This window comes from Shinella granuli (assembly GCF_004341885.1).
GTDB classification, from domain to species: domain Bacteria; phylum Pseudomonadota; class Alphaproteobacteria; order Rhizobiales; family Rhizobiaceae; genus Shinella; species Shinella granuli.
The window spans coordinates 259,971-279,620 of the sequence record NZ_SLVX01000008.1; the positions used below are offsets into that span (position 1 = coordinate 259,971).

Below are 19,650 nucleotides of genomic sequence, written 5' to 3' on the forward strand. Positions count from 1 at the left end.
GGAAAATTCAGGAAAAGACAAGACAATCGTGAACGTCTCCTCAAGCGGCGTGGCCGATCCCGTCCGACAATGGCACCGAACAGCCAGGGAGCGTCCACCATGCCGATCCAGCCGCCAGCCGACATCGTCCGCCGCAGCGACGGCTCCATCGATATCGATTTCTATGCCCGGCAGGGGGCAAGGCTGCGGGACAAGGCCAGGACGGAGGCCTTCGGGCGCATCGCCGCCACGGCCGCCCGCGCGCTGCGCTTTCTGGCAAGGCCGATGAAAGCGCACCGTCATGGCGACGCGCAGGCGCACCTGACGACCACGGAGCATCGCGCACGAGCCGCCGGGAAACGAGAGCAGGCTCCTTGACCGAGGGCCACCCCATCGTCCCGGCTCCTTTATGCCTCTTCCGCACGGCAGCATGTTTTCCAAACCCTATCGCCAAGGCGATCCGATCATTTCCATGGACGACCTTCTCGCGGTGTAAGCGCCAGGCCAGCCAATGGCAGGCAACGCTTTCCAATCGACAATCCTTGAAATCACGCATCAACCATCCATATACCATCCACACGGATGGAGAATGTCATGGCAAACAATGTGCACAAGCTTCGCGACAAGGGCGCGGACCTGGAGAAGATCACCATCAATCTCGGCTATGTCGACCTCGGTCGAATCGACCTCCTCGTGCAGGAAGGGTTCTACTCGAACCGCACCGATTTCATCCGTACGGCGATCCGCAACCAGCTTGGCGTCGATGGAGAGGCTGTCAAACGCTCGATCGTCCGCCACACCCTCGAACTGGGACTGCGCGACTACAGCAGGGCGGATCTGGAAACCGTGAAGGCAGCCGGCGAGAAACTGCATATCAAGGTGGTCGGCCTCGCCCGTATTGCGCCGGACGTCACCCCCGAGCTCGCCCTCGCGACCATCGAATCCATCACCGTGCTCGGCGCGCTTCAGGCCAGCGCGGAAGTAAAGGCCGCGCTCGCAGACCGCATCCGATAGGGCCTTGCGCCCCTAAACAAGGACGAGACCATGAACAATGAATTTGCCGCGGCCATGCGCCGGGCGACGCTCTCCACGTATGCCTTGAACCTTGCCGAGGCAACCCGCGTGATCCAAGACGCCCTTGCCAACCGAGCGGGCAGTATGGAGCCCGAACCGACAGCTTCCGACATAATACCTCCCGCGACGAAATCGCGCTCGAAACCCTTTTCCGTCGATCCGAACGCCGAGGTCATCGAGTCTTCGGCAAGACCGGAGCCCGCCAGCACCCGGACGGGATCGTCGCAGCCGCCACGGCGACGATCCCTGGCGGACACGTTGAGGATTTTGAGCGAGGGCCGTGCGTCGACCGGCACGCTCGGTTCGCTTTCGAGCGGCAGCCTGCCCGGTATCGCGAAACGCTGCCTTTCGCCCGTCATTCCCGAGGGCGCCGAATACTTGGCCCGCACCTTCTCCTGTGCGGCAGGCACACGAGGCTACAAGCTCTATGTTCCGGCTTCCGCGCCGGGCCGGCCACACGGCCTCATCGTCATGCTGCACGGGTGCAAGCAGGATTCCGACGACTTCGCGATTGGAACCGGCATGAACGCCGTCGCCGAAACGCAGGGCCTTCTGGTTGCCTATCCTGACCAGACCGGAGCGGACAATGCGTCGTCCTGCTGGAACTGGTTCCGGCCATCCGACCAGAGACGCGGCGCTGGCGAGCCTGCGATCATCGCAGGCATCACGGAAGAGATCATCCGTGAATTCAACCTCGATCGTAGCTTGATCTTTGTCGCGGGCCTGTCTGCCGGCGGTGCCATGGCCGCGGTGATGGGCGAGACCTATCCCGATCTCTACGCAGCCGTGGGCATACATTCCGGGTTGGCCTACGGATCGGCCCACGACGTCGTCTCGGCGTTCGCCGCGATGCGTGGGAATGCCGGTTCCGCCTCTCGCCCAAAGCCGCTCTCAGGTGCCGACCAGGCAGGCCGGGTCCGCACGATTGTCTTCCACGGCAACGCGGACCGGACGGTCCATCCCTGCAACGCAGATCGGATTGTCGCGGCAACAACACCGTCTAGACACGCTAGCCCGGTTCGCAATTCCGGCCGTTCTGCTGGCGGGCTCACCTATACGAGAACCCTTGTCGCGGACGAGACAGGACGCACGGCATTGGAATGCTGGCTGGTGGACGGAGCGGGCCATGCCTGGTTCGGCGGCCATACCCCTGGATCATATACCGATCCTCGGGGACCTGACGCCACGACAGAAATGGTGCGTTTTTTTCTTGATCAGCGGTAAGGCCGGTCATGATCCGAATGAAGGACATCAGCATTGCGCAGAGTCCCTTGGGGTTGGCCAGCGCACAAGCGCAACATGGCGGAAAATATTTCCGTCCCAAACGTAAGCTTAGCCAAGGATAAAGAAAACCTTCCTCACATACGTGAGGTTTTCCCAAGTGCCTTTGAAACCGGCCGCCACGACGAAGCTGTCGCCCGCTGCGAAGGTTCGGGCGACGCCTCCGGCGTCCGTCAGCCTCACCCTGCCCTCAAGGATATGACACAGTTCGTCATAATCGCAGTCGACGCGCTCAATATGCGGCTCGGCCTCCCAGATACCGGCAAGCGCACCCTTGTCGGTTCGTTCGAAATGCCGCCAGCTGCGGGCCCGGTAAGGCTGATCGACCACGACGGGATCGGAGGTTACGGTTTCTCTTGCGTCGATCGCGCCATCGTCAAAGGCGATGAGATGTCGGGGAGAAGGGTGCAACGTATGTCCTTTCAGGAATCGAAGCCGACGCCGAACGCGTCGAGGGTCTTGTTGAACAGCGAACGCCGGCCGGTTTCATCTTCACGGGCAAGGCCGTTCTGGGCAAGACGGATGCCGAGCCAGCGGAGCGGTTCCGGCGGGAACGGGAAGGGCGGGCGGCGGAGCATCGCCAGCCTGGTGCGCTCGGTATCGTGCCCTTGCAGAAGATCGAGCATGGTCAGGGCGGCGAACCTGCTTGCCGAGACCCCCTGTCCGGTAAATCCCATCGCATAGGCCACGCGACCGGCGTGTGCCGTGCCTGCGAAAAAGGTCGTGCGCGCCGAGGTGTCGATGATGCCGCCCCAGGCGTGGGTAATCGACACATTGGCGAGGGTGGGCAGCGCCCGGGCCAAATTGGCCGCAAGGCGGGCGAAGCTGTCGCTTTCGAGAAGGAAGGCCTCGTCCCGGCGAGAACCGAAGTGATAGATCGCGTCATAGCCGCCCCAGAGGATGCGATCGTCGGCGGTCTTGCGGACATAGTGGAACTGGTTGCCGCAATCGGCGACGCCGTGCCGGCCGGCCCAGCCGATCGACGCGAGTTCGCCATGGCTGAGCGGCCGGGTGACGATCGCATAGTCGAAGATCGGGATGGCTGCGCTGCGAAGGTGCCTGAGCAGCGGCGGCGCCGCATTGGTGGCGAGAACGACCCTGGCCGCGCGAATGACGCCGCCCCGCGTTACCAGTTCGACACCGTGCGGGGTGTCCCGCACCTCGGTGACGCCTGTGTTTTCATGGATATCGATCGATTTTGACAGCGCGACGCGCCGCAGCTCCGCCACCATCTTTCCCGGGTTGAGCAGTGCGTAATTCGGTTCATAAAGGCCGGCGGTGTAGACCGGCGAGTTGAAATTTTCCCGCAGCGCGTCTCCGGTCAGATACGTGCAGTCGATGCCGAACCGGCGGTAGTTTTCAGCTTGCGCCTTCAGGCCCTCGATCTGCCAGGGTTTCTCCGCAACCGTCAGCTTGCCCTTGCGTTCGAACTCGACCTCCATGCCGAACTCGGCAAGGTCGGCTTCGAACGCATCCAGATTGGCGCGTCCGAGACGCACCAGAGCCTCGGCCTCCGCCGGCCAGCGCTTCAATGCATTGCCGACGCCATGCGAAATCGATGGCGCGCAGAACCCGCCGTTGCGGCCCGACGCCGCGTTGCCGCAGCGCCCGCCATCCACGAGGACGATCCGCGCGTCCGGTTGGCGGCGTCGGGCTTCGAGCGCGGTCCACAGGCCCGTGAACCCGCCGCCCACGATGGCGAGATCGCAGCTGGTGTCGGCGGCAAGGGGCGGGCAGTCCGGTTGCGGCCCGACGGTGTCGTTCCAGAACGGTGCGCGAACGGCCTGGGCGGGGGTGTCGGACATGTCAGGCATCCTTGCGCTTGCGTTGCTCATTCCGGCGCATCGAGATACCAGCCCCAGCGTTCGCGGTGATCGAAACGGGTGATCTGCTTGGTCTCGCAACAGGCGTCGAAGCCCGCACGGCCAAGCTCGCGGCCGATGCCGGACATCTTGTAGCCGCCCCAGGGCACCTGCGTGAATGTCGGCTGCGAGCAGTTTATCCAGACGATGCCGGCCCGCAGCCTCGCAGCGACGCGTTCGCAGCGGTCGAGGTCGTCGGACATGACCGCCGCTGCAAGACCGTATTTGCTGTCGTTCGCGAGATCGAGCGCTTCTTGTTCCGTGTCGAACGCGTTGATGCAGACGACAGGGCCGAAGATTTCCTCCTGCCAGATCGCGGAATGGGTGGGGGCATCGGCAAAGATCGTCGGGCGCAGAAAATACCCGTGATCGAACCCCTCCGGACGGTCGCCACCGGTGACGAGCCGCGCTCCGGACCGCTTGCCGGCCTCTATGGCGTCGCGCACCTTGTCGTACTGGCCCTTGGAAACCAGCGGGCCGAGCTTGACGCCAGATGCTTCTCCCGAACCAATCTCGATCGTCTCCGTGGCGATCCGCAAGCGTTCGAGAAGCCGGTCGAAAATCCCGCGCTGCACCAGAACGCGCGAGGTTGCCGAGCAGACCTCGCCCTTGTTCCAGAAGATGCCGAACAGGATCCATTCGACGGCCTTGTCGATGTCGCAGTCGTCGAAGACGAGGAAGGGCGACTTGCCGCCGAGCTCGAGGGACACCGTGCGGATGCCGGCGCTGGCGGCCTGCATGACCTTGCGGCCGGTCGCGACCGAGCCGGTGAACGCCACCTTGTCGACCAGGGGGTGATCGGCAAGCGGCTGGCCGGCCTCCGGTCCGGTGCCGGTGACGAGGTTGAAGACGCCCGCCGGAACGCCGGCCGCATGGATAATCTCGGCGAGCACCTCGCAGGAGAGCGAGCAGAGCTCGGACGGCTTTAGTACCACCGTGCATCCGGCGGCAAGCGCCGGCGCGACCTTCCACACGGCCATCAGCAGCGGGAAGTTCCAGGGTGTGATGGCGCCGATGACACCCAGCGGCTCGCGCGAGATCGTCGCCTGGAAACGGGCGTCCCCGACATCGACGGTCTCCCGCGGACGCGCCGCATGCTCTTCGGCGAGATCGGCATAATAGTCGAAGCAGAAGGCGGCATCGGCCACGTCCCATTCCGCTTCGGGGACCGGCTTGCCGTTGTCGCGGACTTCGAGAAGCGCGATCTCCTTGAGCCGCGCGCGGATGCCTTCGGCAATGCGGCGAAGGATGCCGGCGCGCGCCCCGCCGTTCAGGCCCGGCCATTCGCCGGCATCGAATGCCCGGCGTGCCGCACGCACGGCCCGGTCGATATCGACCGCCTGTCCTGCCGCGACCTCCGCGAATGTTCCCTCGGTCGCGGGATTGATCGCCGGAAAGTACTGCTCGCCCTCGGGCGCGGTGAACATGCCGTCAATATAGAGGCGGGTCCTATGCATCGAATGCTCCTGTCTTCTGCGTGCGGCGTCCGCTCTCAATCCCGGCGAGAATGCCGGCCTTCAGCGCCGCGACGTCGCGTTCCGCCCGTTCGCGGGCTTGCGGCATGTAGCCAAGCGGATCCTTCAGGCTTTCCGGCAGGCCGGCAAAACCTTCGATCGCCGAATGCACACTAAAGGCTGCATAGGCAGGATTGTAGCCACCTTCCTGCACGACAAGAAGCCGTCCAGAACAAAGTTCATCGGCCAGGGCACGGGCGCGCGACGCCAGGGCATGGAAACCGGACATGGTGACGAGCTGCCGGCCGTTGGGATCGAACTGGCCGGCATCGACACCATTGGCCATGATCAGCAGGTCCGGCTTGAACGCGCGCACCTTCGGGACGACGATCTCGTCAAAGGCACCGAGATAGGTCGTGTCCGACGACCCCATGGGCAGGGGTATGTTGAGGTTGAAGCCGAGCCCAGCGCCCATACCTCTCTCATCGATGCCGCCCGTTTCCGGGTGGGTCGGTCCCCATGCGCCGTGGTCCATATGCATGGAGACGGTCAGCACGTCGGCGCGGTCGTAGAAACCCGATTGCGTGCCGTTGCCGTGATGGACATCCCAATCGATGATGGCCACGCGGCCGATGCCGTTTGCCAGCGCGTCCTCCGCCGCGATGCCGACATGGTTGAAGAAGCAGTAGCCGTCAGCCATCGCGCGGCCCGCATGGTGGCCGGGCGGGCGGACAAGCGCGAAGGCGGGCGCTCCCGTTTCCCGAACATGACGGCCGGCGTCGAGCGTCGTGCCCGCCGCCGCAAGCAGCCCCGGCCAGGCGCCAGGCCGGAGCAGTGTCGTCGACGAGAACCGCCGGCCCTCGTGGGCCGCACGCTTTATCTCGGCTACATAGGCTTCGTCGTGGAAGCGGACGATGTCCGCCTCCGACGCATGTGTTCCCCTATGCCAGCGCAGGCTCTGGGCGACTGGTCCGCGCTGCAGCACCGCCTTCATGTTGCGAATGCGGTCCGCGCTTTCCGGATGGACCATCTGGACCGAGAGAAGCGGGTTTTCCGGCGCTTCGAAAAAGCCGAATCCCGTGTCGTGGAACAGCACGTCGTCGTGCCAGAAGATATCCATGGCCGGTGCCTGCGTCATGATCGCCTCAATCCAGAATGGTCAGGGTCGGAGGCAGTTCGGAAAGGCTCTTAGAGCCGTTCGCCGAGCAGAGCACCGTATCGCCGAGCTTGAGGCCGAAGCCCTCATCGTAGAGCGACAGGTTCGGCTCCATCGAGAAGGACATGTTGGGCTCGAACACATGGTCATCCGCCTCGTCCAGCATCATCGCCTCCAGCCAGGTCGGCGGATAGGCGAGGCCGAGGCTGTAGCCGATGCGGTGCACGCGGGTCTTGGCCAGATCCAACCGGTTCAGGACTTTATTGCATGCCGTGTTGGAGCCGCCGACCGGCAGGCCGGGCTTGGCCGCGTCGATCGCCGCGTGGAAGGATTCCGTCAGGAGATCGGAGACTTCCTTCACACGGTCGGACGGACTGCCCACAACCACGCTGCGCATCAGGATGCTGTGGTAGCGGTTGCACACGCCGGCGAGCTCGATGATGACGACATCGCCGACGCTGACCACCTGGCGGTGCGGCATGGCGTGGGTCATCGTGCTGCGGCGGCCCGTCGCCACCATGGGCGAGATGGCGCTGTATTCGCTGCCGGCCTCGCCGAGCGCCATGGCGATCTCGCCGGCGATTTCCACTTCCGAGCGGCCCGGGCGGATCGCCTCGAACGCCCGCTTCATCGCATAGTCGGCCATGCGGGCGGCGGAGCGCTGATATTCGATTTCCTGCGGCGACTTGATGAGGCGCTCCTCGGCGACCGCCGTCGAGGCGTCGATGAGGGTCGCCTCCGGCAAGTATTTCTGCAGGCGCAGGAACTGGTCGGGCGAGAAGGTGAAGGCGTGCGTCTCGATGCCGATGCGGCCCTTGGCATGGCCCGCGTCGATCAACGCCTTGGCCACGAGTTCAAGCGGATCCTGGGTGGCGATGTTGTAGAAGACCGACTCCTCGATGGCCGAAAGCTCGTGCACGCAGGGCATTTCCGAAGTCCGCGTGAAGAACAATGCCGGCTGCACTTTCTCCGAAATGATCAGCGCCTGGTACCAGAGGAAGCCGAGGCTGTCGAAACCGGTCAGGTAGTTGATGTTGTCCGGAAAGTTCACGATCAGCGCATCGAGCTCCTTGCCCTTGATGCGCTTGAGCAACTTTTTCTGGCGGTCCCGGTAGGTGGCCAACGAAAATGCAGTCAACATGGCAGTTCTCTCCTTGGTATGGATCAGGATTTTGTTTTGCGCATCGCCTGAACGATCAGGACGATGGTCGTCAGAAGGATCATCACGACGGAAACGGAGGCGATGACGGGGTTGATGTCGAAGCGCAGGCCGTCCCAGATGCGCTTCGGCAGCGTCATCACGTTGAGGCCCGAGATGAACAGCGTGACGGCCACCTCGTCCCACGAGATGACGAAGGACAGGAACGCCGCACCGAAGATGCCGGACTTCACGTTTGGCAGCAGCACGCGCCACAGCGTCGTCCAGGTGCCGGCGCCGAGCGAGCGTGAGGCGCGCTCCAGCGAACGGCTGAGCCGCGAGAACGCAACCAGCATGGCGATGACGGCATAGGGCAGCGCGACGACGCAGTGGCCGACGACAAGGCCGACATAGCTGTCGAGGATGCCGAGCCTCGCCTCGAGATAATAAACGATCATCGCCGAGACGACCTGCGGCGCCACGATGGGAAGGAGCGCGATCGTGATGAAGACGGGCGCGAGGCGCGTGTTGGTCAGCCAGAGGCCGCTCGCCATCGCAACCGACAGAAGCGTGCAGACGACGGCGCTGAGGGTCGCGACGATCAGGCTATCGGCGGCAGAGCCGATCCATTTGGGATCGGTGAACAGGGCCTCGTAGTGCCGCAGGGAGAGGTCTCCCGTCGGGAACGACAGAAAGCTCGTCGGCGTGAGCGACAGCGGGATGATGACCACCAGCGGCAGCAGGAGGAATGTGACGGCGACGGCGATGCCCGTCCAACTCGCGACCTGCTTCATGACGCGGTATCCATCAGCCGGCGGATGCCCACGATCCTGATGAGCAGCAGCATCAGCGCGACGACGATGAGCATCAGGATGGCGCTGAGCGCCGCACCGAGCCCCCAGTTGGAGAGCTGGAACATCTGCAGGTAGATATATTCCGCCACCATGACCACGCGCCCGCCGCCGAGCACGGACGGCGTGACGAAGAAGCCGAGGCTGAAGACGAAGACGATGACGGTCGCCGCCAGCAGGCCGGAGCTGGAAAGCGGCAGGAGGATATCCTTGAAGCTTCTCCAGAAACTCGCCCCGAGACTGCGTGACGCCTGGAGGAGCCGGTCGTCGATATGCTGCAGCGACGAGAGGATCGGCAGCACCGCATAGGGCACCAGGAAATGGACCATGCCGATCATCACGCCGAGTTCGTTGCGTGCCAGCGCCAGCGGCTCTGAAATCGCACCCACGGATTGCAGGAACGTGTTTGCCAGACCATTCCCACGCAGGATCATCAGCCAGGCGAAAGCGCGGATGAGGGCGGAAAGCCAGAACGGGATCAGCACGCCGATCAGCAGGATCCGCTTCTTCAGAAGCGAGCCGAAGCGAAGATGATAGGCGAGGAAATAGGCGATCACGACGCTCACCAGCGTCACGACGGTACAGATCCGCAGCGTGCGCCAGAGGATGGAAAGGATGAGCGGGTCGGTCGCAATTTGCCGGTAGTGGCCGAAACCGATGCCAGCCGGCGTACTCACACTCCAGGCGAGCACGCCCGCGAGTGGCAGCAGGTAGGCCAGCACAAGCAATGTCGGCAACGGCAGGGCAAGCGAAAGCCCCAGCCAGTTCGCAGGATGTTTGAGCATCGATTCAAATCCGGAAAGGGGTGCCGGCGGGAGGCCCGCCGGCGGTTTGGGTTCAGCCGGAGATCAGGGCGGTGTATTTGTCGAGGGCCTGACCGTAGTTTTCGGCATACCACTGGTTCTGCATCGAGACCGAACGCTCGATATTCTCCGGCGCCGTCGGGCTGATCTTCTGAAGCTCGGGTGACAGGAGCGCGTTGGCCGCGGGGTTTACCGGCCCCATGCCGTAGACCTCCATGAGCTTCGCCTGGACCTCCGGCTCCTGCGTCATGCGAATGAAGCGCATGGCAGCATCGCGGCCAGCCGGGTTACCCTTCGGCACGAACCAGACCGACGGCGAGACTACGGCCTGATCGAACGTATAGTCGATCTGCCCCGACGTCTGCTTCTTCACCAGTTCCGCGCGTGTGTTCCAGACCTGGCCCATGACGATCTCGCCATCGCGCAGGAGCTGCTGGCTTTCCGCGCCGGTCTCCCAATGGGTGAGGATATGCGGTTTCAGCTCGGCGATCTTGGCGAGCGCCCGATCGAGGTCGAGCGGATAGAGTTCCTCCGGCTTGACGCCGTCGGCGAGCAAAGCGATCTCGAGGTTGGCGCTCATCCACTTGTAGAGCGCGCGCTTGCCCGGATATTTCTTCACGTCCCAGAAATCGGCCCAGCTCTTCGGCGGATCACCGCCGAACTTGGCAGCGTCGAAGGCGATAACATAGCTGTAGACATAGTTGGCAATGCCGAAATCGTGGACGTCGCCGAAGCCGACGAGGTTCTTGTCGATCACATTGAAGTCCAGCTTCTCGACAAGGTCCTCCTTGCCGAGGCGGTAGGACGAATACATCTCGCCGTCGCAGACGTCCCAGCGCACCGCGCCACTGTCCACCTGCGTCTTGATGGCACCTTCGCTCGGCCCGCCGCCATCGACGACGAGCTTGCCGCTGTTCAGCTTGCCCCACGGTTCGGCGAAGGCCTGTTCAAAGGCTGTTACGGCGTCGCCGCCCCAGTTGGCGACGACGAGCTGGTCGGCGGCGAAGACCGAGCGTGGCATAAAGGCGCCGGCCGCGGCTGCAGCGATGGCCGACAGGCCAAACTGGCGGCGTGTCATGGCCGGGAGGTTGCGATCCGGTTTCATCACAGTCATTTCATTCCCCTTCTTTGTTGTGCTGATGCGGTTGGTCATGCAGGAACGAGATAGCCGGTACCCTTGGGCCAGCTCAGCCAGTAGTCCCGGCCGTCTTGAAGGCCGGTATGGCGGGCCCGCGTCGTCGTGAGGCGCACGCTGAAGAGCTTGCCGGCGGAATCTTCGAGCAGCGCTTCCACCCATCCGCCGAAATAGACCGAGCGAAGCAGCCGGACTTTGATGGCGTTGAGATCGGCGCTTGCGGGTGCGGAAGCATGCAGTTCGGCCTCTTCGGCTCGCACGCTGAGCTTGCCCGACCCGGCGTGCGCCAGATGCTCCGGCCCCTTGCAGATGATTTCGACGTCTCCATAGCGGGCGCGATAGAGACCGTTGCCGTTGCCTGCCACGAGATCGGTGACGTCGAGAAGGTTCGTCTTGCCGACGAAGCCGGCGACGAATGTCGAGGCCGGCGCCTCGTAGATGTCGCTTGGCGATGCGACCTGCTCCATCTTCCCCTTGTTGAAGACGGCAATGCGGTCGGAGAGCGAAAGCGCCTCGTCTTGATCATGCGTCACGAAGACGAAGGCCGTGCCGAGTTCCTTGTGGATGCGCGCCAGCTCCGACTGCATCTCACCGCGCAGGCTGCGGTCGAGGGCGGAGAACGGCTCGTCCAGAAGCAGGAGCTTCGGCCCGAAGATCAGCGCACGCGCAAGGGCGACGCGCTGCTGCTGGCCGCCGGAAAGGCCCTGGATGCGCCGATCCTCATAGCCGCCAAGGCCGACGGTCGACAGCATGGCGCGGATGTTCGCGTCACGCTCGGCCTTTGGGACTTTCCGGACGACCAGCGGGTAACCGACATTTTCGGCGACCGTCATATGAGGAAAAAGCGCGTAGCCCTGGAAAACGACGCCGAGGCCACGCTTTTCGGGTGACAGGCGCGTGACGTCCTCGCCACGATAGAGGATGCGCCCGCGCGTCGGCGTCTCGAAGCCGGCAAGACACATGAGCGTGGTACTCTTGCCGGAACCGGAAGGTCCGAGGAGCGTGAGAAACTCTCCTTCGCGCACATCGATGCTGACGTCGCTCAAGGCCGTGAAGTTGCCGAATACCTTGTTGACGCCCTCCATGCGGATGAGAGCATCCCCGTCATCGGCAGCTGGTTGCTCGTGCATTCCCATGTTCGGTCGGATCTCGCGTCGTTGGTATGCCGCGAACCGTACATCCAATAATTAAATTGACGCAAATTAATAAATTTCGCATGTTACGTTAAATCAATTGACGCTTTGAGACCCGAATGAACCCAGAACTCTTGTATCTTACGTCGTTGCGGGCGTTCGTTTCCGTAGCAAAACTGGGCGGCGTCCCTTTGGCCGCCAACGACCTCAACGTCACTCCCGGCGCGATCAGGCATCATCTGCGCGTGCTGGAAAAAGAGCTTGGAACGCAGCTCGTCGTCAGGAGCCGCAAGGAATTCAGCCTCACCCCATCCGGAGCAGCGCTCTTCGCGAAACTCAGTCGCTCCTTCGAGGAAATCCAGAGCGCCTGCCGGACCGCGGCAAGCGAGAGCTTCGAGGGAGAGCTGCGCGTCTCATGCGCACCTGCTCTTGCCGCCTTGCGCCTGATGCGGATCCTCGACAGGTTCGCCGAGCGGTTTCCCCTCGTCACGGTCCGGCTTTTCCCCATCGAGCAGGCCAGCGAGGCGATGGATGTGGTCATCTCCTACGGAGAGCGGCCAATCCATGGATCGCGCTACGCCATCCTCAAGAACGAACGGTATTTTGCAGTCTGCAGCCCGGACCTGTTTTATCGAAACGCCCTGCGGTCCGAGGCAGACCTGCAGAACCATGTCCTCCTGCACTCCGACAACGGAGAGGACTGGCAGCGGCTGATCAGCACCAGCACGGTGAGCCAGGCCGTCCCTCGTCAGCACATGTATTTTCCGAACGCCTTCCTTACTTTGCAAGGCGCGCGGGAGGGTTGCGGTTTGGCGGTGGGCAGTTCGATCCTCTGCGCCGACGATCTACGCCGGGGCTCGCTGATCAAGGTGCTGGACCTCGAGATCCCCGCGCCCTACCCCTACTTCGTGATCCATCCCAGCGAGACCAAGCGCGCGGTCGCCGAGGTGTTTTCGGCGATCTTGATCGAGCAGCTGGAGAACTCCGGCTAGCAGGGCGAATGACGTTCGGGCGTAAAGAGGCTCACGTTGACTGCTCGACGAACATGGCGACGATCCGGCGAACGATCGGCAATGCGAAAAGCAGCGTTGGGAACGCGACTATCCAGGAGGCTCCCCAAGCCTCTGGCCAGGTTGCGGCAAAGCTGATTCCCGGCCCGATGCTTGTAGAGGTCGCCACCGCCGACACGATTGCCGACATAAAGATCGACAGGATCAGTGGCATCAATATCCGGGCGGAGCTCGGCGGGAGTTTTCTCAGTCCCGATCGTTTTTGATTTATTTGCATATTCCTACTCCATGACGGAATTGCTGGATTCGATGTCCTGCCGACGAGCCAGTTCGCGGACATACTGGCGCAGCGAACGCGGTTCGCGCCCCAACGCAGCGGTCAGTGAGAGGCTGTTTCCTCCCAATCCGTATTTCCGGTAGTGATCGTGGACCTTCGAGAGAAGGTGAAGCTGTTGGTCGCTATAGGGCAGCCGGGCGCTATGCGCCCATTCGCTGAAGCTGGGCTCGAAGGCTTCTATCGGACGCCCGAGCTCGTCCGAGATGGCCGCAACAATGTCGTTGCGGCTGAACATCCCTGCCGACAACTCCAGTGTGGCGAACGCCAGCCTATCCTCCGTAAGAGCAATAGCTGCGGTCTCGGCAACGTCGCGGTAGTCGACGCGAGCGATCCTTATGTCCTTGGGGAAGGGCTCCCCGAAACCGCCGTCACGAAGGATCGATGGCCAGGCCATCCCGATGTTCTGCATGAAGTTCGCCGGATGCAGGATCGTGTATTCGAGCCGGGACGAGTAAAGCGCCTCCTCGACCGGAATCTTGCTCGCGTGGTTTTTCAGGCGCGTGTTCGTCGGCTGGATCACCGACGAGAAGGCGAACTTTTTGACGTCGTTTCGCTCCGCGGCCTCGACGAGGGCGACACCCATTGCCGCTTCGTCGGGAGTGAATGCCGGGCCGATATGGAAGACGCCGGCCACGTTCCGGGTAGCCTCGGCAAGACTATCCCTGTTGCGGAGGTCTCCAATGACGGTCTCGGCCACGCCCCGCGAGCGAGCAAGGTCGGCGCGTGCATCGTCGCGCACAAGCGCGCGGACGACAGCATTCCGCCGCCGCAATTCGGGAACGACCAGACGTGCGAATTTGCCCGTGGCTCCCACGACCAGAATGATGGGTTGGGTGGATCCCATGACCATTTCCTTTGTGCAGATAAATTGAACTGGGAGCACTCTAATTTCTCACGGTAAATGCAACAATCTTTGCTATAAGTGATTCTCAATCACTATCTGCGAGATAATATGAGCCGCCTTGAGGACCTTGAAGCATTCGTTCATATCGCCGACACGGGGAGCCTTACGGCGGCTGCGCGTCGTCTCGATCGCTCTTTGCAGGCGGTGAGCCGCTCTCTGGCATCACTTGAAGAGGGCCTTGGCGTTCAGCTTGTCCACCGAACCACACGGCGTTCCGCGCTCAGCGACGCCGGTCAGGCGTTCTATCGGCGCGTGAAGCCGGCGGTCCTGGAAATCAACGAGGCGCGGCTGGAAGTCGCGGATCGCCGGACGGAGCCATCGGGCATTTTGCGGGTGGGCGCGCCAATGCTGTTCGGCCCCGATTTCCTTGTTCCGATTATCGCGGAATACATGGAAAGCTATCCGCAGGTCGAGGTCGATCTTCAGCTGACGGATAGCTTCGTGGACCTTGCAAGCGAAGGGCTCGATCTGGCGGTGCGCATCGCCGATCTGCCGGATTCCGGCTTGCAGGGAAAAAGGCTGGGCGCGCTACGGCGCGTGGTGTTCGGTGCGCCGTCCTATTTCGCCCGGCATGGTCGGCCGGCCCATCCCATGGACTTGCGCGAGCACGCCTGCATCGTGAGAACCGTCGATAGCCGGCCGGGTCAGTGGGCCTTTCAGATTGGCGGGAAGAGGCGCATGGTGGGCGTCCGCGGTGCGTTTCGATCGAACACGATGGCAGCGATCTACTCGGCCGTGAGTGCCGGACTCGGCCTGGGGTACTCGCCGCTGTGGCAGATCAGGCACCTCGTGGAGGCCGGTGACGTGGAGATCGTCCTGAACGAATTCGAACCCAGGCCAGTGCCGATCCACGCACTGTGGCAAGAAAGCAGACTTCCACCCGCCAAAGTTCGGGTCTTTGTCGATCTTCTGGCGAGGCGGCTCAGGCTGGATGGCCTGTGATGCGAGGGCATCCGATAAGACCTTGATGGCCGGGCAGAGCCTTATTGAAGCCGGTGCCGGGGGATTTGCCGGCGCCCCAAGCTAAACTGCAGGCGCGTCAAGCAACTCTACGACAACGCCCGAAATATCCTCGCGGCCATGGCCCTTGTCCACCCGAGCAGCCACGAGCTGCTGCATCGGCACCATCAGCGCAGGGCCGACCCCCAAGTCTCTGCTGGCCGCGACAATGTTGTTCAGGGCGATCGCCTGCATGGCCAGATTGGAGACGACGCCTGTGACGTGGTCGCCGCTGTCGACCTGCGCGGCCATCTCGTCCAGCGTCTCGATCATCGCGCCAAGCCATTGTTTGAGCAGCGGCGCCAGTTCGCCAGCAGGCCTGCCGCTGGCTCGGAACATGGCAAAGGCATGAGCCGCGCCGGAGAACACGCCATACATGCCGGCCAGCAATGCCAGGTCATTCAGCGGCGCAAGGCGCAGATCGTCTCCCATGAACTGGGCCGACCCCAGCGCCATGAGTGTCGGCAGGTGGTCCTCATAAGCGTGTTGGTCGCCGCTATAGAGGATCAAGGCGTCGCTGGTGCCCATGATTGGCGGCACGGCCATGATGCCGCCGCTCAGCAATCGTGCGTTTTTCCGATCGAGACGCCTGGCAAACCCGATCGCCTCATCGGGCGTTCCATTGGTCAGGTTGACAACCACCTTGCCGGACATGTCGGGAAAGTCGCCCGCGATCTGACCGGCGGCCGTCTGATCGAGCACGCACACGATGACAAGCTCTGCGGGCGCGATGGTCCTTGCGACGGTTGGACTTGCCACGATCCTGTCCGATGCCAGTGCCTGTGCCTTGGCATGCGTTCGGTTCCACACGGTCAGGCTATGCCCATTCCGGCTTAGCGCGAGGGCGATTGAACGGCCCATGGCGCCCAAGCCGAGGACTGCGATCTTTGTCATGTCAAACTCCATTCTGATTCAAGCGTGTTGCCCTGCTCTTCATGGCGAGCGAAGCCAGTGCGGCGAGGAGGGCCAGGGCAGCACAGGCGGCGCTTTGGGCAGCGAAACCGATATTGAAAGCCGATGTGGCAGCAGCCCGCAAAGTCTCCTGCGCAGGCTGGCCGAGGCCGCCTATTGCTGCGTGAAGCGTGCCCAGACTGTCGGCGGCCGCCACCCGCACCGTTTCGGGCAGACTTGCATCGAGCGCCGGCCCGATGGCACCGCGATAAACCGATATCGCCATGCTCCCCATAACCCCGATGCCGAGGGCGCCGCCCAATTCTGAACTGGTTTCGGCAATGGCAGCGGCAGAACCGGCACGCGCGACCGGAACGGCTCCCACGATGAGGTCAGTCGAAAGCGTCAGGACGGGTCCGACGCCCAGCGCCATGAGAAAAGCCGCGGCCAGAACGGCTGGAAACAGCCCTGCCATAACGCTCCACGAGAGCATGGCAAACCCGGCGCTCGCAACCAGCAGACTGATCGGGATGACCCTCGTCGGGCCTGCGCGTTCGGCGAATGCGGGAGCGCTCAACGAACCGATGAGAAACCCGGCTGCGGAGAACAAGGTCCACAACCCCGCTTCGAAGGGCGGCATTTCCAGGGCCAGTTGCAGATATTGGGCAAAGAGCAGGAGCGTGCCGAAGGACAGGAACAGCCCGGTGAAATAGATGCCGACGGGGATGGCGAACGAAGCCTGCGCGAACAGGCGGAAGTCGATCATCGGCCGGCCGGCGGCCAGCTGCCCGCGCACGAGCAAGGTGCCGAGCACGATGCCCGTGGCCAGCGCGACCATACCGGCAGGATCGAAACTCCCGATCAGGACCCGCTTGGCACCATAGACCAGGGCCAGCATGGCCGCGATCGAGAGGAGCGCGGTCCCCACCTCGACCCGCGCACGATCGGAGTCCTTGAATTCGGGCAGCAGGCGCGGAGCCGCAACCAGCAATAAGACCATCACCGGGACAGCGATCAGGAAGACGGAGCCCCACCAGAAATGTTCGAGCAGCGCTCCCCCGACGAGCGGTCCGATGGCGCCGCCGAGCGAAAAGCTCGCCATCCAGATGCCGATCGCCAGGCTGCGCTGCCCGGGGTCACGAAACATGGTGGAAATCAGCGATAGCGTGGATGGCGCCAACGTTGCGGCCGCCAGGCCGAGCAAGGCGCGGGCGACGATCAACAGCTCTGCCGTGGGTGAGAAGGCCGCAAGGATCGACGCGCTGCCGAAAGCAGCCGCGCCCCACATCAACAGCTTGCGCCGACCAATCCGATCGCCCAGCGCACCCATCGTTATCAGCGCGCCAGCGAGGACAAAGCCATAAATGTCCACGATCCAAAGCAACTGCGGACCACTCGGCTGCAGATCCGCGGTCAGGCTGGGAACGGCCAGATTGAGAACCGTCAGGTCCATCGAATAGAGGAGACAGGGCAGCGCGAGAATGGCCAGGCCCCACCAGTCACGTCTGCTGGCCCGCGCCGACAGTGCGGGTCGCTCCTGAAATGAGGACATCGTCATGGCCAGAACCGGCCGGCGGGTACGGAGGGAGACTTTGCTGGGCAATTCATGGCAGTCCTCGATCAATTCATCTGTTCTGATTGAACCTTGCTAAAATGATGGACAAACCATCTCAAGCAGGTGAAATTGCACCCCTGCGTCCACATTTGGAGACGATATGCTCAACCTCAACGACTTGCAGATGTTCGCGCGTGTCGTCGAAAGCGGCGGCTTCACAGCCGCCTCACGGCTCCTGGGCATACCCAAGCAGACCCTCAGCAAGCGTATTGCCGAGCTTGAGCGTGTAACGGGAGTGCGGTTGATCCAACGGAGTTCGCGCCGCTTTGTCATCACCGATATCGGGCAGGAAATCTACGCACACGCTTCGGCAATCGTGATCGAGGCCGACACGGTGCTAACGGTGATTGCGGGTCGCTTGGCCGAGCCGACCGGGCTGGTCCGCATTACGGCTTCCGTGCCCACCGCCCAGCACCTGCTTGCCGATCTCCTGCCGCAGATCGCGCTATCCTACCCGCGCTTGCGCATCGCGCTCGACGCTTCCGATCGCTTCGTCGATGTCGTCGGGGAGGGTTACGACATCGCATTGCGCGACCACGTCCTCCCCCTGCCGGATTCCGACCTGATACAACGGACGCTGGGCGTCGACGAATTCTGGTTGGTCGCATCGCCGTATTATCTCGGCCCGGGCGGCACACCGGAAACCCCGGAAGATCTGCGCGGTCACAAAGGCATCGATTCCGGCCTGGGTGGAACCACCCTGGCATTGCGGCATCTTGACGGGCGTGAGGTGACTTGCGTGCTCGAAACCTGTTTTCACGCCAACGAAAGCACCACCCTGGTTGCGGCGGCCTGTGCCGGCTTGGGCATTGTACGGCTACCCAGATCCATTTGTCTCCAGCCTGTTGCTACCGGTTCTCTCGTGCGTGTCTTGCCCGACTGGACTGCGGGCCTTGTCCGGACGTCGCTCCTCATGCCTCATCGGCGCGGTCAGTTGCCCTCAGTCCGGACGGTCGCCGACATGATAGGACGACACTTCGCCACAGTGCTGATGCCAGCCTGATGCATGAGGGCGTGGAACACGCTTACCCGCTGAGTTTGCTCACGTCTTTAACGCCGCGGTCGACGAACCCCGCTCTTCATCCATCAAGATAACTGTGGTGTGGCGGCGACTTCTGCGGTGAGCAATTCGGTCGCGCGGCGAGTCAGGACTTCCAGGACTCGGCGGGTTGCCGCCAGGTCTTCGCTGGGCATTTCGGCGACAAGGCGGATGGTGATGTCACGCACACGGTCGCGAAGTGGGAGGAACACTCCGAACCCCAGTTCCGTCATGGAGAGTTCAGTTCCGCGCTCTACAATTCCCTTCTCGACCAACTCGTTCACGACATTCAGCTCTTCACCCGCAGCAACGACTCGGGCATCGACAATGGCCGTGGCAAGTCTTGTGGAGCTGAGTGGGCCGCCAGACAGAACGGTCAGCGCAACCCATTGAGCAAAGGTCAATCCAGCCTGTTGGAGCTGGTGCTGCAACAGTGCCTGCAACGTGCGCTCCGTTTCGCCAATGAACCGGGTAATCGGCGGGGAATTCGTCATCTCGTTCTCCGTGGAATCATGGTTGGGACTGGTCGAGCAAATCGCGCAGTGCTGCGGCAAGGAGAAGCGTGCGCTCCCCGGATGGCCCGCCGAGCGGTTGGGTGAGGCGTTCATCGAGGGCTTTGACAACGGCGCGCGCCTCGACAATGACTTTGAAGCCTGTGGCGCTCAGCGCGAGGGCCACAGCGCGGGAATCGTCTCGATGCGTTTCGCGCACCAGATATCCAGCCGCTTCAAACGACATCGCGTTGGACGGTGCTCCTGAGAGCATAAAACCTCTGCTGCGAGCCGGTTTTCCATACGATGGAGAATAACGGCTGAGGCACTCGCAATAATGTCTTGGATTGCCGGGTAGGACGAAGCACAATTCGCACGTCCATTGAAACATCATATCACAAAATGAGAGCGGCGGTGCAAAAGTCGGCCACGGTAGCGGCGGCATAATGCTGCTGCGGGCGGAGTAAAATCCGGCCACCTATTTCCTTTCTGCAACGA

At 62.8% G+C, this 19,650-nt stretch carries 21 protein-coding genes; 6 read left to right on the top strand and 15 right to left on the bottom strand.

Annotated features, from left to right (window positions below; genetic code table 11):
• The first annotated feature begins 99 nt into the window (after positions 1–99).
• The 3 genes from EV665_RS32340 (at position 100) to EV665_RS15605 (ending at position 2,277) form a co-directional block, all read left to right on the top strand.
• A complete protein-coding gene (locus tag EV665_RS32340) occupies positions 100–357 on the top strand; it encodes a hypothetical protein (RefSeq protein ID WP_162853073.1) in 258 nt (85 codons plus the stop codon).
• Between the two features lie 216 nt (positions 358–573).
• Complete coding sequence (locus EV665_RS15600) at positions 574–993, top strand: CopG family transcriptional regulator (protein ID WP_133034772.1); 420 nt, start codon at positions 574–576, stop codon at positions 991–993.
• 30 nt (positions 994–1,023) lie between these two features.
• On the top strand, positions 1,024–2,277 hold the full coding sequence (locus EV665_RS15605) for an extracellular catalytic domain type 1 short-chain-length polyhydroxyalkanoate depolymerase (protein ID WP_133034773.1): 1,254 nt from the start codon (positions 1,024–1,026) through the stop codon (positions 2,275–2,277).
• A 108-nt stretch (positions 2,278–2,385) separates the two neighbouring features.
• On the opposite strand, the gene EV665_RS15610 is transcribed toward EV665_RS15605, so the two are convergent.
• Genes EV665_RS15610 through EV665_RS15650 form a run of 9 tightly spaced genes read right to left on the bottom strand, consistent with a single transcriptional unit; the run spans position 2,386 to position 11,863 of the window.
• Positions 2,386–2,745: a cupin domain-containing protein gene (locus EV665_RS15610; protein ID WP_162853074.1), complete on the bottom strand. Its 360-nt coding sequence runs from the start codon at positions 2,743–2,745 to the stop codon at positions 2,386–2,388.
• Between the two features lie 11 nt (positions 2,746–2,756).
• The gene (locus EV665_RS15615) at positions 2,757–4,139 is read right to left on the bottom strand and encodes an NAD(P)/FAD-dependent oxidoreductase (protein WP_210234641.1); all 1,383 of its coding nucleotides are present in this window, start codon (positions 4,137–4,139) and stop codon (positions 2,757–2,759) included.
• Between the two features lie 26 nt (positions 4,140–4,165).
• On the bottom strand, positions 4,166–5,653 hold the full coding sequence (locus tag EV665_RS15620) for an aldehyde dehydrogenase family protein (RefSeq protein WP_133034774.1): 1,488 nt from the start codon (positions 5,651–5,653) through the stop codon (positions 4,166–4,168).
• Positions 5,646–6,788 (bottom strand): arginase family protein, encoded by a 1,143-nt coding sequence (locus EV665_RS15625; protein ID WP_210234642.1) that lies wholly within the window; start codon positions 6,786–6,788, stop codon positions 5,646–5,648. Before EV665_RS15625 ends, EV665_RS15620 begins: the two co-directional genes overlap by 8 nt.
• Before the next feature lie 7 nt (positions 6,789–6,795).
• Entirely contained in the window at positions 6,796–7,947 is a 1,152-nt protein-coding gene (locus EV665_RS15630) for a M24 family metallopeptidase (RefSeq protein ID WP_133034775.1), read from the bottom strand.
• Between the two features lie 23 nt (positions 7,948–7,970).
• Complete coding sequence (locus EV665_RS15635; RefSeq protein ID WP_133034776.1) at positions 7,971–8,738, bottom strand: ABC transporter permease; 768 nt, start codon at positions 8,736–8,738, stop codon at positions 7,971–7,973.
• A complete protein-coding gene (locus EV665_RS15640; protein ID WP_064333387.1) occupies positions 8,735–9,580 on the bottom strand; it encodes an ABC transporter permease in 846 nt (281 codons plus the stop codon). Before EV665_RS15640 ends, EV665_RS15635 begins: the two co-directional genes overlap by 4 nt.
• Positions 9,581–9,632: 52 nt before the next feature.
• Positions 9,633–10,712 (bottom strand): ABC transporter substrate-binding protein, encoded by a 1,080-nt coding sequence (locus EV665_RS15645; protein WP_133034777.1) that lies wholly within the window; start codon positions 10,710–10,712, stop codon positions 9,633–9,635.
• 35 nt (positions 10,713–10,747) lie between these two features.
• Complete coding sequence (locus tag EV665_RS15650; RefSeq protein ID WP_245507725.1) at positions 10,748–11,863, bottom strand: ABC transporter ATP-binding protein; 1,116 nt, start codon at positions 11,861–11,863, stop codon at positions 10,748–10,750.
• 122 nt (positions 11,864–11,985) lie between these two features.
• Between EV665_RS15650 and EV665_RS15655 the strand changes: the two genes are divergently transcribed.
• A complete protein-coding gene (locus EV665_RS15655) occupies positions 11,986–12,858 on the top strand; it encodes a LysR substrate-binding domain-containing protein (RefSeq protein WP_064333384.1) in 873 nt (290 codons plus the stop codon).
• A 31-nt stretch (positions 12,859–12,889) separates the two neighbouring features.
• Here the strand turns inward: EV665_RS15655 and EV665_RS15660 are convergent, their stop codons facing one another.
• Complete coding sequence (locus EV665_RS15660) at positions 12,890–13,153, bottom strand: DUF2798 domain-containing protein (protein ID WP_133034778.1); 264 nt, start codon at positions 13,151–13,153, stop codon at positions 12,890–12,892.
• Positions 13,154–13,157: 4 nt separating this feature from the next.
• On the bottom strand, positions 13,158–14,057 hold the full coding sequence (locus EV665_RS15665; protein WP_133034779.1) for an NmrA/HSCARG family protein: 900 nt from the start codon (positions 14,055–14,057) through the stop codon (positions 13,158–13,160).
• A 108-nt stretch (positions 14,058–14,165) separates the two neighbouring features.
• On the opposite strand from EV665_RS15665, the gene EV665_RS15670 reads away from it, so the two are divergent.
• Positions 14,166–15,059, top strand: a complete 894-nt coding sequence (locus tag EV665_RS15670) for a LysR family transcriptional regulator (protein ID WP_133034780.1) — start codon at positions 14,166–14,168, stop codon at positions 15,057–15,059.
• Positions 15,060–15,140: 81 nt separating this feature from the next.
• On the opposite strand, the gene EV665_RS15675 is transcribed toward EV665_RS15670, so the two are convergent.
• On the bottom strand, positions 15,141–16,010 hold the full coding sequence (locus EV665_RS15675) for an NAD(P)-dependent oxidoreductase (RefSeq protein ID WP_133034781.1): 870 nt from the start codon (positions 16,008–16,010) through the stop codon (positions 15,141–15,143).
• Position 16,011: 1 nt separating this feature from the next.
• Complete coding sequence (locus EV665_RS15680) at positions 16,012–17,631, bottom strand: MFS transporter (RefSeq protein WP_245507726.1); 1,620 nt, start codon at positions 17,629–17,631, stop codon at positions 16,012–16,014.
• Between the two features lie 91 nt (positions 17,632–17,722).
• Between EV665_RS15680 and EV665_RS15685 the strand changes: the two genes are divergently transcribed.
• Positions 17,723–18,625, top strand: a complete 903-nt coding sequence (locus EV665_RS15685; RefSeq protein WP_133034782.1) for a LysR substrate-binding domain-containing protein — start codon at positions 17,723–17,725, stop codon at positions 18,623–18,625.
• Between the two features lie 83 nt (positions 18,626–18,708).
• Here EV665_RS15685 and EV665_RS15690 read toward each other — a convergent pair whose 3' ends face one another.
• Complete coding sequence (locus EV665_RS15690) at positions 18,709–19,155, bottom strand: hypothetical protein (RefSeq protein ID WP_133034783.1); 447 nt, start codon at positions 19,153–19,155, stop codon at positions 18,709–18,711.
• A 16-nt stretch (positions 19,156–19,171) separates the two neighbouring features.
• Positions 19,172–19,399: a MarR family winged helix-turn-helix transcriptional regulator gene (locus EV665_RS15695; protein WP_133034784.1), complete on the bottom strand. Its 228-nt coding sequence runs from the start codon at positions 19,397–19,399 to the stop codon at positions 19,172–19,174.
• Positions 19,400–19,650 lie beyond the last annotated feature (251 nt).

Excerpts from the sequence above, each read along its gene's own strand:
- EV665_RS32340 (WP_162853073.1), top strand. The coding sequence starts at position 100 with ATGCCGATCCAGCCGCCAGCCGACATCGTCCGCCGCAGCGACGGCTCC.
- EV665_RS15600 (WP_133034772.1), top strand. The coding sequence starts at position 574 with ATGGCAAACAATGTGCACAAGCTTCGCGACAAGGGCGCGGACCTGGAG.
- EV665_RS15605 (WP_133034773.1), top strand. The coding sequence starts at position 1,024 with ATGAACAATGAATTTGCCGCGGCCATGCGCCGGGCGACGCTCTCCACG.
- EV665_RS15615 (WP_210234641.1), bottom strand. The coding sequence starts at position 4,139 with ATGTCCGACACCCCCGCCCAGGCCGTTCGCGCACCGTTCTGGAACGAC.
- EV665_RS15620 (WP_133034774.1), bottom strand. The coding sequence starts at position 5,653 with ATGCATAGGACCCGCCTCTATATTGACGGCATGTTCACCGCGCCCGAG.
- EV665_RS15625 (WP_210234642.1), bottom strand. The coding sequence starts at position 6,788 with ATGACGCAGGCACCGGCCATGGATATCTTCTGGCACGACGACGTGCTG.
- EV665_RS15630 (WP_133034775.1), bottom strand. The coding sequence starts at position 7,947 with ATGTTGACTGCATTTTCGTTGGCCACCTACCGGGACCGCCAGAAAAAG.
- EV665_RS15635 (WP_133034776.1), bottom strand. The coding sequence starts at position 8,738 with ATGAAGCAGGTCGCGAGTTGGACGGGCATCGCCGTCGCCGTCACATTC.
- EV665_RS15640 (WP_064333387.1), bottom strand. The coding sequence starts at position 9,580 with ATGCTCAAACATCCTGCGAACTGGCTGGGGCTTTCGCTTGCCCTGCCG.
- EV665_RS15645 (WP_133034777.1), bottom strand. The coding sequence starts at position 10,712 with ATGACTGTGATGAAACCGGATCGCAACCTCCCGGCCATGACACGCCGC.
- EV665_RS15650 (WP_245507725.1), bottom strand. The coding sequence starts at position 11,863 with ATGCACGAGCAACCAGCTGCCGATGACGGGGATGCTCTCATCCGCATG.
- EV665_RS15655 (WP_064333384.1), top strand. The coding sequence starts at position 11,986 with ATGAACCCAGAACTCTTGTATCTTACGTCGTTGCGGGCGTTCGTTTCC.
- EV665_RS15660 (WP_133034778.1), bottom strand. The coding sequence starts at position 13,153 with ATGCAAATAAATCAAAAACGATCGGGACTGAGAAAACTCCCGCCGAGC.
- EV665_RS15665 (WP_133034779.1), bottom strand. The coding sequence starts at position 14,057 with ATGGGATCCACCCAACCCATCATTCTGGTCGTGGGAGCCACGGGCAAA.
- EV665_RS15670 (WP_133034780.1), top strand. The coding sequence starts at position 14,166 with ATGAGCCGCCTTGAGGACCTTGAAGCATTCGTTCATATCGCCGACACG.
- EV665_RS15675 (WP_133034781.1), bottom strand. The coding sequence starts at position 16,010 with ATGACAAAGATCGCAGTCCTCGGCTTGGGCGCCATGGGCCGTTCAATC.
- EV665_RS15685 (WP_133034782.1), top strand. The coding sequence starts at position 17,723 with ATGCTCAACCTCAACGACTTGCAGATGTTCGCGCGTGTCGTCGAAAGC.
- EV665_RS15690 (WP_133034783.1), bottom strand. The coding sequence starts at position 19,155 with ATGACGAATTCCCCGCCGATTACCCGGTTCATTGGCGAAACGGAGCGC.
- EV665_RS15695 (WP_133034784.1), bottom strand. The coding sequence starts at position 19,399 with ATGTCGTTTGAAGCGGCTGGATATCTGGTGCGCGAAACGCATCGAGAC.